We start from the raw sequence: 13,464 nt of genomic DNA on the forward strand, positions 1-13,464 counted from the left end.
GGCGGCGGGCGACGCCGGCCAGGCCGCCGGGCATGCGGCCGAGAGCGGTGGCGAGGCCGCCGACCACGACGGCGGAGATGCCGGGGACGGTGCCGGTGTCGAGGCCGACCAGGAGGGCTGCGGCGAGGACCGCGCCCACCGCGCTGTCCGCCCCCGCCACCACCACGGTGGCGAACCAGAGCAGGCCCTGGATCGGGTCGAAGGCGGTGGCGGAGAAGGCGCGTCCGGCGAGGGTCATCAGTCCGCCGCCGAGGGCGGCGAGTCCGGCGCCGGCCATGAAAACCAGGAGTTTCAGCCGGGGCACGTCGACCCCGGAGGCCGAGGCCCCGGCCTGGTGGTCGCGCATCGCGGTGAGGGCCCGGCCGAGCCGGCCGCGGTGGAGGTTGCGCACCAGCAGCAGCCCGGCGCCGAGCAGGACCAGTTCGGCGGTGTAGAAGGTGCCGTCGCCGGCGAGGAACTCCGGGCGTTCGACGACGAGGCCGGTGGTGGCGTACGGCTGGTTGAAGACGAGCCTGCTGAGCGCGGTGCCGACGGCGAAGGTGACCAGGGCGAGGGCGAGGCCGCGGCGGCGGATCGCGGGCCAGCCGGTCAGCAGGCCGAGCGGCACGGTGACGGCGACCGCCAGCAGCAGGGCGGGGACGGCCGGCATCGGCAGCACTCCGGGCACCCGGCCGGACATCAGCAGGGCCGTCCCGAGCCCGCCGAGGCCCGCGTACCCTGCCTGGCCGAGGGAGACCTGTCCGCCGTAGCCGGTGACCACGACGACGGAGAGCAGCACCAGGGCCAGTGCGGGTACGGCGAGGGCGTGCCGCAGGTCGTCGTTGCGGAAGCCGAGCGGCAGCAGCAGGAGGACGGTGCAGACGGCCTTCACGGCGGCCGAGCCGCGTTCGATCCGCGGGGCCCCGGCGGGCGCGAGTCCGGTGTCGTCGACCGCACCGCGCCACGGCAGCAGGGCCGCGACGAGCAGGGCGACGGTGAACAGGTTGGCCTGCACGGCCTGGGCGAGCGGCAGCAGCTGCCCGGCGGGGCGCAGCCGGGTGAGTTCGCTCTGCGCGACGCCCAGCGCGAGTCCGGTGACGACCGCCACGGGCAGGCTGCGCAGCCGGGCGGCGACGGCGACGGCCATGGTCTCCATGACGAGCAGCGGCAGGCCGTACGGGTCGAGCAGCAGGGAGGGGGCGAGCAGGATGCCGACCAGTCCGGCGGTGAAGGAGCCGAAGGCCCAGCCGGTGGCGGAGATCCGGTCGGCGTCGATCCCGGCGAGTTCGGCGAGGCCGCGGTTGTCGACGACGGCGCGCAGCCGGGTGCCGAAGGCGGTGTACCGGGTGACGAGTCCGACGCCGCCGGCCACCGCGAGCAGGACGGCCAGTTGGACGGCGGTGTCCAGGCGCAGGACGTGGCCGCCGAGGTCGGCGAGGTGCTCGGGCCGGACGAGCGCGGGGGCGTCGGCAAACGGGGCGGTGCCCCAGAGCAGGATGACGGTGCCGATCAGCAGCACGAACACGCCGATGCCGGCGACCATCGTCTCGCCGGCTCCGGCGCCGCGGCGCTGCAGCGGGCGGAAGACGGCGGCGTCGAGCAGGACGCCGAAGGCGGGGGCGGCGATCAGCAGGCAGAAGGCGGCCGCGGGGAAGAGCGGCCAGCCGCGGACCACGACGAGTTCGCGGAGCAGGTAGGCGGTGGCGACGGCCTGGGCGCCCTGGGCGAGGTTGAGCACGCCGGTGGCGCGGTGGGTGACGACCAGGCCGACGCCGCTGAGCGCGGCGGCGCTGCCGACCGAGAGGCCGGCGAGGGCGAGGTCGGCGGTGAGGCCGAGGCTGTCGCTCACCCGCTCGGGGGCCCGGGGTCCACGGCGGGTCCGGCTGCCCGGGGCGGTTCGGGGTCGCAGACCGGGCAGGGGCTGAGGCCGCGCTCCCGGACAGCCTCGGCGTCCAGCGGTTCGGCACCGGTCTTGCCGGCGACCAGGGGGCAGTCCCGGCGGTGGTAGAGGGTGCCGTCGGGGAGGCCGACCGGCGGGCCGGCCTCGCCCTCGTCGGCCGCGGCCGCCGGGGCCTCGGTGACCAGTAGCGCATAGAGCTGGTCGAGCCGCCGGTCCGCCGGCTCGCCCGGACCGGCGCCGGGGCGGCGGACGGCGATGAGAACGGTGCCTGCGACGATCATGGCGGCGCCGGGGACGGTGGCCGAGGCGATGTAGGGCAGCTGACGGGCCGCGAGCTCCTCCCCGGAGACGCCGTACCAGCCGAGCACGCAGAGCACCGCGCCGGCTGCGAGCGTGAACCAGCCGGGCCATTCGCGCAGTGCCCGCAGCAGCCCGGCGGCGCTCGGCCGGGGAATCCGGTTCATCCAGATTTCTCCGTACTGTCCAGATTTCTCGATATTCTACTGTTCTGTCAGCTCCTCTTGCGGTTCGTCCGCCTATCGGCCTTCATAGTGTCACTTGCGGCATCTGGCGCCGCAGCACGGACCGAGACACCGACCCAGAGCAGCCACGACACGAGCGACCGGGGCCACCAGCGGGAGGGCGGCCCTGCGGTCGGGAAGAACGCGGTGAGCAACCCATGCGCAACAACCCTGGCGAGTCGATCCACGAGGCCGGCCCCGGCCGCGCCGCCCACCCGGACGGCCGTACCCCCGCAACCCGTCGGGTCGGCGCGGCCGCCCGGCTCGCGGCGGCGGTGCTGGCCGTGCTGGCCCTGCTGTTCGCGGCGGCCTGCAGCAGCAGCAGTTCCTCCGGGTCCTCCTCGCCGTCCCCCTCGACACCCGCCACGACCTCGGCAGCTGCGTCGCCGACCGGCGGCGGCTCGGCACCGGCCGACGCGGAGGCCGCCAAGACGCAGATCAAGACCAACTGGGAGAAGTTCTTCGACCCGGCGACGCCGATCGCCGACCGGGCCGCCCTGCTGCAGAACGGCGAGGCGCTCCAGCCGGCGCTGCAGGGCTTCGCCAACGACCCGCGGGTCGGCCAGGTCAAGGCCACGGTGACCGACGTCCAGTTCACCTCCGACTCGGCCGCGACGGTGACGTACACGCTGACGCTGCAGGGCCAGACGGTCGAACCGGCCGCGAGCGGGCAGGCCGTGCTGGACAACGGCACCTGGAAGGTGTCCACCAGCACCCTGTGCGGGCTGGTCGCCCAGGCCGGCGGCACGACGATCCCGGGATGCAGCTGACCCGGCTCCGGCGGGCGGCCCGGCACGCCGCGGCCGCCCGCACCGCCGTGCTCGCGGCCTCGGCCGCCCTGCTGCTGACCGTCGCCGGCTGCGGCAGCCGGCTCCCGGAGAGCGCCTTCGGCACACCGCCGGCCGGCGGCACCGCCGACCGGACCACCGACACCGGCGCCGACGCCCGCAGCGTCAAGATCGGCATCATCACCTCGCTTACCAGCCCGGTCGGCTCGGAGACCTTCGCCGGGCCGCGCTTCGGCGCCCTCGCCTTCTTCAAGGCCCTGAACGACGCCGGCGGACTGCACGGCCGGACGGTCCAGGTCGTCACCTGCGACGACGGCGGCAGCGGCATCGGCAACCAGGACTGCGTCCACCGGATGATCGACAAGGAGAAGGTCTTCGCCCTGGTCTCCGGCAGCGTCCTGGTCTACGCCGGCGCCCCGTACGTGAGCAGCAAGGGCGTGCCGGACGTCGGCGGCCAGCCGATCGGCACCGCCTACGACCAGTGGCCGCACCTGTACGGCATCTACGGCAGCAGCGCCCCGCGGGACGGCCGCTCCGTCGGCTGGGACGGCGTCCTCTACCAGAGCACCGAGGTCTACCGCTTCTTCAAGGAGAAGCTCGGCGCCCGCAGCGCCGCCGTCGTCGCCTACGACCAGGCCGACTCGGCCCGCTACGCCCGGCAGGTGACCGAGGCGCTGAAGGCCGAGGGGTACCGGGTGCTCGACCAGACCGTCGATCTGGCGCTGCCCGGCTTCCAGTCGGTCGCCGCGGCGATGAAGGCCGACGGCACCGAGCTGCTCTTCGACGCCATGGACACCCGCGGCAACGCCGGGCTCTGCCAGGCCCTGGACGCCGCCGGGGTGTACCTCAAGGCCAAGGTGACGAACGTGCAGAACTGGACGGCGACGGTCGGCACCGACTACAAGGACTCCCCCGGCTGCCGGTCCGTGCTGTGGGCGACCTCCTCCAGCCAGAACTACGAGGACACCCGGCAGCCCGCCGTCCGGGCCTTCCGCAACGCGATGGCCAAGTACTACCCCGAACGCGAAGGGCTGCTCTCCGCCTGGGAGTTGGAGGGCTGGGCCGGCGCGCAGTGGCTCACCGACGCGATGGACTCCTGCGGCGCCGACCTCACCCGCGGCTGCGTGGAGGACTTCATGAACCGCAGCACCCCCTACGACGCCCACGGCCTGCTGCTGCCGGCCTCCTTCGTGCCGACCCCGCGGCCGACGGGGCTGCTCCGGGCCTGCCTCGACGCCGCCCGTTGGGAGGACTCCGCCGAGGGCGGGCACGGCGGATGGGTCACCCAGGTGCCGGACATGGACACCAACTGCTACGACGTCCCGCAGTTGCCGTACCGGCCGTGAGGTGGGCCGGGGACGCCGCCGCGGGCCGCGGTGTGGTGAACGTCGCAGGTGATCGGGGGCGGGTTCGGCTTTCGGCCGGCGACGGGGCGGGATGCGGCCGGTAGGCTGCCGCTGCCCCGTCCGAGCTGCAAGGAGTCCCCTTGGCCACCGCCGTGCCCGCGTCCGTGATCACCGTCGTCGGGGTCGGTGCGGACGGCTGGGAGGGCCTCGCGCCCGCCGCCCGGGAGGCCCTGCTCGGGGCCGCGACCGTCCTCGGCGGACCGCGCCAGCTGGAGCTGCTGCCGCCTCAGGTCACCGCCGCACGGGTGCCCTGGCCGAGCCCGCTGCGCCCCGCCGTACCGGGCCTGCTCGCCGAGCACGGCGACCGGCGGCTGTGCGTCCTCGCCAGCGGCGACCCGATGTACTACGGCATCGGGCGCGCCCTGGCCGAGACGGTCGGCCCCGAACGGCTGAACGTGCTGCCGCACCCCTCCTCCGTCGCCTACGCCTGCGCACGCCTCGGCTGGCCGCAGGAGGACACCGAGGTGGTCAGCGCGGTCGGCCGGCCGCTGGCGAACCTGAACGCGGCGCTGTCCGACGGCCGGCGGCTGCTGGTCCTCAGCGCCGGTGCCGACACCCCGGCCGAGGTCGCCGCGCTGCTCACCGGACGCGGCTTCGGCGCCAGCCGGATGCAGGTGCTCGAACAGCTCGGCGGCGGGCGCGAGCGCCTGCTCCACGGCACCGCCGCCGACTGGCCGCACCCGGCCGCCGACCCGCTGAACATCGTCGCCGTGGAGTGCGCGGGCCCGCGGGCGCAGCTCGTTCCCGGACTGCCGGACGACGCGTACGAGCACGACGGCCAGCTGACCAAGCGCCACGTCCGGGCCGCGACTCTCGCCGCGCTCGCGCCCGCGGCCGGCGAACTGCTGTGGGACATCGGGGGCGGCTCCGGCTCGATCGCCGTGGAGTGGCTGCGGGCGCACCGCAGCTGCCGGGCCGTCAGCGTGGAGCGGGACGACGTCCGGGCCGACCGGATCCGGCGCAACGCCGCCGGGCTCGGCGTGCCGCGGCTGGAGGTGGTCACCGGCCGGGCGCCCGACGCACTGGCCGGACTGCCGGTGCCGGACGCCGTGTTCATCGGCGGCGGGCTGACCGCGCCCGGGCTGCTGCAGGCCTGCTGGGACGCGCTGCCGGCGGGCGGCCGACTGGTCGCCAACACCGTCACGCTGGAGTCCGAGGCGCTGCTGACCCGGTGGTACCGCCGGCACGGCGGCGAGCTGGTGAAACTGGCGGTCGCGCACGCCGTACCGGTCGGCGGGTTCACCGGCTGGCGGCAGGCCATGCCGGTCACCCAGTGGTCGGCCGTCAAGACGTCCGAGGCCGGCCGGGCCGGCGTGGAGGAGGAGCAGTGACCGTCTACTTCATCGGGGCCGGCCCCGGTGCCGCCGACCTGATCACCGTCCGCGGGCAGCGCACGCTGGCCGCCTGCGGGGTGTGCCTGTACGCGGGCAGCCTGGTGCCGCGCGAACTGCTCGCCGAATGCCCGCCGGACGCACGGCTGGTGGACACCGCCAACCTAGACCTCGACCGGATCGTCGCCGAGATCGCCCGCGCCCACGAGGAGGGGCAGGACGTGGCCCGGCTGCACTCCGGCGACCCCTCGGTGTTCAGCGCCGTCGCCGAGCAGATGCGGCGGCTCGACGCGCTCGGCATCCCGTACGAGGTGGTGCCGGGGGTGCCGGCCTTCGCCGCGGCGGCGGCCGCGCTCAAGCGCGAACTGACCGTGCCGACGGTCGGTCAGACCGTGATCCTCACCCGGGTCGCCCGCCAGGCCACCCCCATGCCCGAGGGCGAGGACCTCGCCACCCTCGGCCGCAGCGGAGCCCTGCTGGTGCTGCACCTCGCCGCCCGCTACGTCGACGGCGTGGTCGAGGAGCTGCTGCCGCACTACGGCGCCGACTGCCCGGCCGCCGTCGTCGCGATGGCCAGCCGCCCGGACGAGCTCGTGCTGCGCGGCACCCTCGGCGACATCGCCGAGCAGGTGAAGGCCGCCGGTGTGCTGCGGACCGCCGTCATCCTCGTCGGCCGGACCCTCGGTGCCGAGCAGTTCCGCGACAGCCACCTCTACTCGCCCGAGCGTGAGCGGCCGCACGAGCCCTGCGACGCCTGAGCGGCCCCGACTATCCGGTGGGCTCCGCCAGGGCCGTCATGAAGGCCCGGGCCCGGCGGGTGATCTCCGGCCAGTCGGCGGCGGCCACGGCGGCCGGGGGGACGACCTCGGAACCGGCGCAGACGGCGAGGGCGCCGCGGCCCAGGAAGGCGGCGGCGTTGCCGGCGTCGACGCCGCCGGAGGCGACCAGCGGGACGTCGGGGTAGGGGCCGCGCAGGTCGGCGAAGTAGCCGGGGCCGAAGGTGCGGGCCGGGAAGATCTTGACCGCGGCGGCGCCCAGGTCGACGGCGTGCGCGACCTCGGTCGGGGTGAGGGCGCCGAGGACGACCGGGACGGCGGCCCGGGCGGCCGCGGCGGCGACCTCGGGGCGGCAGCCCGGGGTGACGAGGAAGCCGGCGCCGGCGTCCACCGCGCGCCCGGCCTGCTCGGCGGTGAGCACCGTGCCGACCCCGATCCGGTGCCCGGCCCCGGCCGCGCGCCGCAGATGCGCGGTCACCTCCGGTGTGGTGAAGGTGAGTTCGACCAGGTCGATGCCGCCGGCGGCGAGCGCCGCGCACAGCTCGGCGGCGTCCGGGATCCGCGGTGCGCGGACCACGGCGATCACCCGCTCGGCGGCGAGCGCGGCCCGCAGGGCTGCGGACGCCGCGGCGGCGGTGCCGGTCACGGCGGAGTCGGCGGATGCGGTCACGGGATCGGGTCTCCTCGGTCGGCCGGGCGGTGCAAAGCGGTGTCGGGGCAGGGCGGCGGGCTCACGGTTCCGGGCCCCGGCGGTGACCGGGCCGCACGGAACGGCGGCGGCCGCCGACGTCACGGGGCCCCGATCGGTCGGGCGGGCCTGGCGCGTGCGGCGGTTCACCGGGCACGCGTGCCGTCGGCGGTGCGGCGCAGGGTGCGGCCGGGGAGGGCTCCGGTCGGGTGGCCGTCGCGGAGGACGGCGGTGCCGTTGACCCAGACGTGGGCGATGCCGGCAGCGGGTCGGCGCGGCCGGTCGAAGGTGGCGGTGTCGCGGACGGTCTCGGCGTCGAGCAGCACCAGGTCGGCGTGGTGGCCGGGCCGTACGAGGCCGCGGCGGTGGAGCCGGAGCCGCCGGGCCGGGCGGCCGGTCATCCGGGCGATCGTCTCCTCCAGGGTGAGCACGCCCTCGTCCCGGCCGTAATGGCCGAGGTAGCGGGCGAAGGTGCCCCAGGCCCGGGGGTGCGGCCGGTCGCCGACGAGCAGGCCGTCGCTGCCGACCGTGTGCGCGGGGTGCCGCATCACCGCGCGGACGTTCGCCTCGTCGCCGACGTGTTGGAGGATCGTGGTGGCGAGGCGGTCGCGCCGCAGCAGGTCGAGGAAGGCCCCGGTGCCGGTGGTGCCGTGCGCGGCGGCGACCTCGGCGACGGTCCGGCCGACCAGGTCGGCGAGCGCCGGGTCGCCCACACCGGAGATCTGGACGGTGTGCCAGTCGGCGGTGACGCCGTGGCAGCCGTCGCTGCCGGTCTCCTCCAGGGCGGTGCGGATGCGCTCGCGGGCGGCCGGGTCGCCGAGCCGGGCGAGGGTCGCGTCCGGCCCGCCGGCGGCCGCCCAGCCGGGCAGCAGTGCGGCGAGGGTGGTCGAGCCGGGGAGGTAGGGGTAGCTGTCGAGGGTGATGTCGAGGCCCTCGGCGAGGGCCGCGTCGACCAGGGCGAGGAGTTCGCCGGCCCGGCCGCGGTTGACCTCGAAGTTCATGGTCGCGTGGGTGAGGTGCAGCGGGCAGCCGGAGGCGCGGGCGATCGCGATCATCTCGGCGTAGCCCTCCAGCGCGCCGGCGCCGTAGGAGCGCTGGTGCGGTGCGTGGAAGCCGCCGGCGGCGGCCACCACCTCGCAGAGGGCGGTCAGTTCGGCCGTCCCGGCGTACATGCCGGGCGGGTAGCTGAGCCCGCTGGACAGGCCGACCGCGCCTTCGTCCAGGCCGTCGGCCACCAGGGCGCGCATCCGGTCGAGTTCGGCCGGGGTCGGCGGGCGGTCGTCCCAGCCCATGGCGAGCATCCGGACGGTGCCGTGCGGCACCAGGTAGCAGGTGTTGACGGCGGTGCCGGTGTCGAGCCGGTCGAGGTACTCGCCGACGGTGCGCCAGGACCAGTCGAAGCCCTCGGGGTCGCCGTTCCAGCCGGCGAGCTGGCGGCGCAGCGCGGGCAGGGTGGTGTCGTCGACGGGTGCGTAGGAGAGGCCGTCCTGGCCGAGGACCTCGCAGGTGACGCCCTGGGTGATCCGGGAGGGGTGGCCGGGCTCGACGAGCACGCGCAGGTCGGAGTGGGTGTGCATGTCGACGAAGCCGGGGGCGAGGACGAGGCCGTCCGCGTCGATCGTGCGGCGGGCGGTGAGGCGCTCGCCCGGCGAGGCGACGGTGTCGATCAGGCCGCCGGTGACGGTGACGTCCGCGCGGCGGCGCGGGGCGCCGGTGCCGTCCACGACGGTGGCGTCGCGGATCACCAGATCGACCACCAAAATCACCTTCCACCTGCGATGTTGCGTTATTCGCAACGTGCGTTGCGAATAGTGCCACGACGGTTCTAACATTCACGCCGAAGAGCGGTCAACGAGTCGGGCGCGTCCGAGGGGACGCACGGACCGAGGGAGTGCGGCGGATGGCGGAGCGGCCGGCCGGCCCGTGGGCCGTGTGCCTGGGCGAGTCCATGGCGGTGCTGCTGCCGGACGCCGCCGGCCCGCTGGAGGCCGCGGGCGGCTTCCGGCCCACGGTGGGCGGTGCGGAGTCCAACACGGCGTGCGCGCTGGCCGCGCTGGGTGTGCCGACGGCCTGGATCGGCCGGGTCGGCGACGACGGGTTCGGACGCATGGTCACCGCCGATCTGGTCGCCCGCGGGGTGGACGTCTCGGCCGTTGCGGTCGACCCGCACCGCCGTACCGGCCTCTACGTCAAGGAGACCGGTGGTTCGGCGCTGCCGCACGACCTCGGCCCGGGCCGCAGCCGGCTGCACTACTACCGGACGGGCTCCGCCGCCTCGGCGCTCTCCCCCGCGCTGCTGGCCGACCCGGGCGCCGCCCGGTTGCTGGCCGGCGCCCGGCTGCTGCACCTGACCGGCATCACCGCGGCGCTCTCCGACGACTGCCTGGCGCTCGTCCGCGCGCTGCTCGCCGAGCGGCGGCCCGGCCGGCTGGTCTCCGTCGACCTGAACTGGCGGCCGGCCCTCTGGCGGGGCCGCGACCCGGAGGTGCTGCCCGAACTGCTGGACGCCTCCGACGTGCTGCTGCTGGGCGCGGACGAGGCGGACGAGGCCCTCGGCACCGGGGACCCGGCCGCGCTGCGGGCCGCCTTCCCCTCCCCCGCGACCGTCGTGGTCAAGGACGCCGGGCACCGGGTCACCGCTCTGGACCGCTCGGGCGCCGCCGTCACCGAGCCGGCGCTCGCCGTCGAGGTGGTCGAGCCGACCGGCGCGGGCGACGCCTTCGCCGCCGGCTACCTGGCCGGCCTGCACCGCGGCCTGGACGGGCGCCGCCGGCTGCGGCTCGGCCACCTCGCCGCGGCCTGCGCCCTGACCGCCCCCGGCGACCGCGGCCGGCTGCCCGCACCCGGCGTGGTGGCGGCGCTGCTCGACGCCGCGGACGGGGACTGGACGGCGACCCGGGTGACCGCGGATGGCATCGTGTCCCCGGTACTCACCCGGCCGGCCGCGCACCTCGGAGCACCCACCCCATGAGCCAGACCGTCACCCGCGCCCTGCGCCTGCTCGCCGAGCTCGGCGAGGGCGAACGCTCCCTCGACCAGCTGGCGGAGGTCCTCGGGGTGCACAAGACCACCGTGCTGCGCCTGCTGCAGAGCCTGGAGGAGGGCCGGTTCGTCCACCGCGACGCGAACCACCGCTACCACCTGGGGGCCGGCCTGTTCGCGCTGTCCAGTCTGGCGCTGGAGCAGCGCGGCATCCGCCGCACCGCCGCGCCGCACCTCGCCGAGCTCAGCGCGGCGACCGGGCAGACGGTGCACCTCGCCGCGTACGAGGGCGGCGAGGTGGTCTACATCGACAAGTACGACTCCCGGCAGCCGGTGCGGATGTACTCCCGGATCGGGCTGCGCGCCTCGCTGCACTGCACCGCCGTGGCGAAGGTGCTGCTGGCCGACCTGCCGCCGGCCGAGCGCCGCAGGGTGGCCGCCGCGATCGAGTACACCCCGTACACCGCGAACACGATCGCCGGGCCGAAGCAGCTGCTGGCCGAGCTGGAGCAGGTCGCCGCCCAGGGCTGGGCGCAGGACCACGCCGAGCACGAGCCGTTCATCAACTGCGTGGCCGCGCCCGTCCGGGACGTCTCCGGCCGGGTCGTCGCCGCGGCGTCCGTCTCGGTGCCGGACGTCGTGCTGCGGTACGAGCAGGTGCTGGAGCTGCTGCCGCAGCTGCTGGCCGCGGCCCGGGCGATCTCCGCGGATGCGGGCGCCGCCCGCTGATCCCTTCATGAGTCCGATCCCGCGAGAGGAAGCCCCCCGCATGACCGAGAAGACCGAGGTCCGCACCGACGGCGCCCCCGCCCCCGCCTGGATGTTCTCCCAGGGGGTGCGCAAGGGCCCGATCCTGCAGGTCTCCGGCCAGGGGCCGCAGGACCCGGCGACCGGCGCGTACCTGTACCCCGGCGACGTGCGGGCCCAGACCCGGCGGACCCTGGAGAACGTCAAGGCGATCGTCGAGGCGGGCGGCGGCACCGTCGAGGACGTGGTGATGTTCCGCGTCTACCTGACGAAGCGCTCGGACTTCGCGGCGATGAACGAGGCCTACGCGGACTTCATCGGGGAGAACATCGCCCCGGGCGGGGTGAAGCCGTGCCGGACGACCGTGATGGTCGAACTGCCGCAGGAGCCGATGCTGGTGGAGATCGACGCGCAGGCCGTCATCGGCTGAGCGGGGTCGTCACCGGCGGGCCGCCGGGCCCAGCGGCTCGGCCCGGCCGACGACGGTGCCGGCCCGGTCGATGCAGATCACGTCCACCGCGACCGGCGCCGGGGCGAGCACCCCGAGCGCGGTCGCCCGGGCCGCCTCGGCCACCAGGTCGCCCAGCGGCACGCCGGCCGCCGAGCAGAGCTGCACGGCCTCCAGGCCGGTGTTGGCCGCGGCCACCGCCGCGGCCAGCTCCGGCGAGGCGCCGCCGCGGCGGGCCAGCTCCGCCAGGTACCCCTTGTCGACCTGCGAGCGGGCCGAGTGCAGGTCGAGGTGGCCGGCCGCCAGCTTGGACAGCTTGGCGAAGCCGCCGGCGACGGTCAGCCGGGGCACCGGATGGCGCTTGAGGTACTTGAGCACCGCGCCGGCGAAATCGCCCATGTCGAGCAGGGCGTCCTCCGGCAGGCCGTGCACCGCGACGGCGACCTTCTCCGAGGTCGAACCGGTGCACCCGGCGACATGGGTGCGGCCGGCGGCCCGGGCCACGTCCACCCCGCGGCGGATCGAGTCGATCCAGGCCGAGCAGGAGTAGGGCACGACGATGCCGGTGGTGCCGAGGATCGACAGGCCGCCGAGGATGCCGAGCCGCGGGTTCCAGGTGGAGCGGGCGATCTCCTCGCCGTGGTCGACGGAGATCTCCACCACCACGTCCTCGCTGCCGCCGTGCCGGGCGGCGACCTCGGCGACGGTGTCCCGCATCATCTGCCGCGGCACCGGGTTGATCGCCGGCTCGCCGACCGGCAGCGGCAGGCCCGCCTTGGTGACCGTGCCGACGCCGGGCCCGGCCCGGAAGACCACGCCGCTGCCCGGCGCGCCCGCGGTGACGGTGGAGCGGATCAGCGCGCCGTGGGTGACGTCCGGATCGTCGCCGGCGTCCTTCACCACCCCGGCCATCGCCCGTCCGGCCGTCAGCTCCTCCGCCGCGAGGGCGAACGCGGGCCGCTGGCCCTTCGGCAGGACGATCTCCACCGGGTCGGGGAACTCCCCGGTGAGCAGAGCCGTGTACGCGGCTGCGGTGGCCGCCGTGGCGCACGCACCCGTCGTCCAGCCGTGCCGCAGCCCGCTACTCTTCAGCTGCGCCGCCCGGCCGCCCGCCTCAGCCACGTCCGCCTCCTGGAGTTCCGATGCACGTCCTGATCCTCGGCGGCACCACCGAGGCCCGCCGTCTTGCCGCCGTCCTCGCCGAGGACCCCGCACTGCGGGTGACCAGCTCGCTGGCCGGCCGGGTCGCCGAGCCGCGGCTGCCGGCGGGCGAGGTGCGGATCGGCGGTTTCGGCGGCGCGGTCGGGCTGGCCGACTGGCTGCGGGCCGAGCAGGCGGACGCGGTCATCGACGCCACCCATCCCTTCGCCGAGAAGATCAGCCGGAGTGCGGCCACCGCGGCCGCCGAGGTCCATGTTCCCCTGCTCGTCCTGCGGCGTCCCGGCTGGGTCCCGGTCGACGGGGACGACTGGCACCGGGTGGACTCGCTGGCCGAGGCGGCGGACGCCCTGCCGGGGCTCGGCCGCCGGGTCTTCCTCACCACCGGCCGGCAGGGCATGGCCGCCTTCGCGCACCTGAAGGACACGTTCTTCCTGGCCCGGTCGGTGGACCCGCCGGACCGGCCGCTGCCGCCGCGGCTGGAGGTCCTGCTCGACCGCGGCCCGTTCACCCTGGACGGGGAGCGCCGGGTGCTGCGCGAGTACGACATCGACGTGCTGGTCACCAAGGACAGCGGCGGCGCGGCCACCGCGCCCAAGCTCGCCGCCGCCCGCGAGCTCGGCCTGCCCGTGGTGATCGTCCGCCGGCCCGAGACGCCCTGCGGCGTCCCGGTGACCGACGGCGTGCAGGGCGCCGTCGACTGGCTGACCGCCCTCGCGGCGGCGCAGTCCTCCTGAACC

General features: G+C 75.9%; 13 protein-coding genes. 8 read left to right on the forward strand and 5 right to left on the reverse strand.

Features of this window, described 5'->3' with window-relative positions:
- Positions 1-1,828 (reverse strand): ABC transporter permease subunit (locus KSNIM_RS08505; RefSeq protein WP_263102611.1); only part of this gene is annotated, 1,828 nt, incomplete at its 3' end.
- On the reverse strand, positions 1,825-2,343 hold the full coding sequence (locus KSNIM_RS08510; RefSeq protein WP_263102612.1) for a hypothetical protein: 519 nt from the start codon (positions 2,341-2,343) through the stop codon (positions 1,825-1,827). The genes KSNIM_RS08505 and KSNIM_RS08510, both read right to left, overlap by 4 nt.
- A 215-nt stretch (positions 2,344-2,558) precedes the next feature.
- Here KSNIM_RS08510 and KSNIM_RS08515 point away from each other — a divergent pair, with 215 nt between their 5' ends.
- The 4 genes from KSNIM_RS08515 to cobM all read left to right on the forward strand — a co-directional run bounded on the left by KSNIM_RS08515 (position 2,559) and on the right by cobM (position 6,683).
- Positions 2,559-3,170: a hypothetical protein gene (locus KSNIM_RS08515; protein WP_263102613.1), complete on the forward strand. Its 612-nt coding sequence runs from the start codon at positions 2,559-2,561 to the stop codon at positions 3,168-3,170.
- Positions 3,161-4,534, forward strand: a complete 1,374-nt coding sequence (locus KSNIM_RS08520) for an ABC transporter substrate-binding protein (protein ID WP_263102614.1) — start codon at positions 3,161-3,163, stop codon at positions 4,532-4,534. The genes KSNIM_RS08515 and KSNIM_RS08520 overlap by 10 nt, the downstream gene beginning before the upstream one ends.
- A gap of 140 nt (positions 4,535-4,674) precedes the next feature.
- The gene (gene cbiE, locus KSNIM_RS08525; RefSeq protein ID WP_263102615.1) at positions 4,675-5,925 is read left to right on the forward strand and encodes a precorrin-6y C5,15-methyltransferase (decarboxylating) subunit CbiE; all 1,251 of its coding nucleotides are present in this window, start codon (positions 4,675-4,677) and stop codon (positions 5,923-5,925) included.
- Positions 5,922-6,683: a precorrin-4 C(11)-methyltransferase gene (cobM, locus tag KSNIM_RS08530; protein ID WP_263102616.1), complete on the forward strand. Its 762-nt coding sequence runs from the start codon at positions 5,922-5,924 to the stop codon at positions 6,681-6,683. Before cbiE ends, cobM begins: the two co-directional genes overlap by 4 nt.
- Before the next feature lie 10 nt (positions 6,684-6,693).
- On the opposite strand, the gene KSNIM_RS08535 is transcribed toward cobM, so the two are convergent.
- Together KSNIM_RS08535 and KSNIM_RS08540 are read right to left on the reverse strand one after the other, a co-directional pair.
- Positions 6,694-7,371, reverse strand: a complete 678-nt coding sequence (locus KSNIM_RS08535) for a bifunctional 4-hydroxy-2-oxoglutarate aldolase/2-dehydro-3-deoxy-phosphogluconate aldolase (RefSeq protein ID WP_263102617.1) — start codon at positions 7,369-7,371, stop codon at positions 6,694-6,696.
- A gap of 164 nt (positions 7,372-7,535) precedes the next feature.
- Positions 7,536-9,146 (reverse strand): N-acyl-D-amino-acid deacylase family protein, encoded by a 1,611-nt coding sequence (locus tag KSNIM_RS08540; protein ID WP_263102618.1) that lies wholly within the window; start codon positions 9,144-9,146, stop codon positions 7,536-7,538.
- Between the two features lie 143 nt (positions 9,147-9,289).
- Between KSNIM_RS08540 and KSNIM_RS08545 the strand changes: the two genes are divergently transcribed.
- From KSNIM_RS08545 to KSNIM_RS08555, 3 genes are read left to right on the forward strand one after another with little or no spacing between them, the layout of a single operon-like run.
- Entirely contained in the window at positions 9,290-10,360 is a 1,071-nt protein-coding gene (locus KSNIM_RS08545) for a sugar kinase (protein ID WP_263102619.1), read from the forward strand.
- Positions 10,357-11,100 carry an IclR family transcriptional regulator gene (locus tag KSNIM_RS08550; RefSeq protein WP_263102620.1) on the forward strand — a complete coding sequence of 248 codons (744 nt, stop codon included), beginning with the start codon at positions 10,357-10,359 and terminating at the stop codon, positions 11,098-11,100. The genes KSNIM_RS08545 and KSNIM_RS08550 overlap by 4 nt, the downstream gene beginning before the upstream one ends.
- A gap of 40 nt (positions 11,101-11,140) precedes the next feature.
- Positions 11,141-11,548, forward strand: a complete 408-nt coding sequence (locus tag KSNIM_RS08555) for a RidA family protein (protein WP_263102621.1) — start codon at positions 11,141-11,143, stop codon at positions 11,546-11,548.
- Between the two features lie 9 nt (positions 11,549-11,557).
- Here the strand turns inward: KSNIM_RS08555 and KSNIM_RS08560 are convergent, their stop codons facing one another.
- The gene (locus tag KSNIM_RS08560) at positions 11,558-12,688 is read right to left on the reverse strand and encodes a cobalt-precorrin-5B (C(1))-methyltransferase (protein ID WP_263102622.1); all 1,131 of its coding nucleotides are present in this window, start codon (positions 12,686-12,688) and stop codon (positions 11,558-11,560) included.
- A 20-nt stretch (positions 12,689-12,708) separates the two neighbouring features.
- Between KSNIM_RS08560 and KSNIM_RS08565 the strand changes: the two genes are divergently transcribed.
- On the forward strand, positions 12,709-13,461 hold the full coding sequence (locus KSNIM_RS08565) for a cobalt-precorrin-6A reductase (protein ID WP_263102623.1): 753 nt from the start codon (positions 12,709-12,711) through the stop codon (positions 13,459-13,461).
- Positions 13,462-13,464 lie beyond the last annotated feature (3 nt).

The organism is Kitasatospora sp. DSM 101779 (assembly GCF_025655475.1).
GTDB lineage: Bacteria > Actinomycetota > Actinomycetes > Streptomycetales > Streptomycetaceae > Kitasatospora.

What these genes read in the sequence shown, in the direction of transcription:
- KSNIM_RS08510 (WP_263102612.1), bottom strand. Translation starts at nt 2,343, where the DNA reads ATGAACCGGATTCCCCGGCCGAGCGCCGCCGGGCTGCTGCGGGCACTG.
- KSNIM_RS08515 (WP_263102613.1), top strand. Translation starts at nt 2,559, where the DNA reads ATGCGCAACAACCCTGGCGAGTCGATCCACGAGGCCGGCCCCGGCCGC.
- KSNIM_RS08520 (WP_263102614.1), top strand. Translation starts at nt 3,161, where the DNA reads ATGCAGCTGACCCGGCTCCGGCGGGCGGCCCGGCACGCCGCGGCCGCC.
- KSNIM_RS08545 (WP_263102619.1), top strand. Translation starts at nt 9,290, where the DNA reads ATGGCGGAGCGGCCGGCCGGCCCGTGGGCCGTGTGCCTGGGCGAGTCC.
- KSNIM_RS08550 (WP_263102620.1), top strand. Translation starts at nt 10,357, where the DNA reads ATGAGCCAGACCGTCACCCGCGCCCTGCGCCTGCTCGCCGAGCTCGGC.
- KSNIM_RS08555 (WP_263102621.1), top strand. Translation starts at nt 11,141, where the DNA reads ATGACCGAGAAGACCGAGGTCCGCACCGACGGCGCCCCCGCCCCCGCC.
- KSNIM_RS08565 (WP_263102623.1), top strand. Translation starts at nt 12,709, where the DNA reads ATGCACGTCCTGATCCTCGGCGGCACCACCGAGGCCCGCCGTCTTGCC.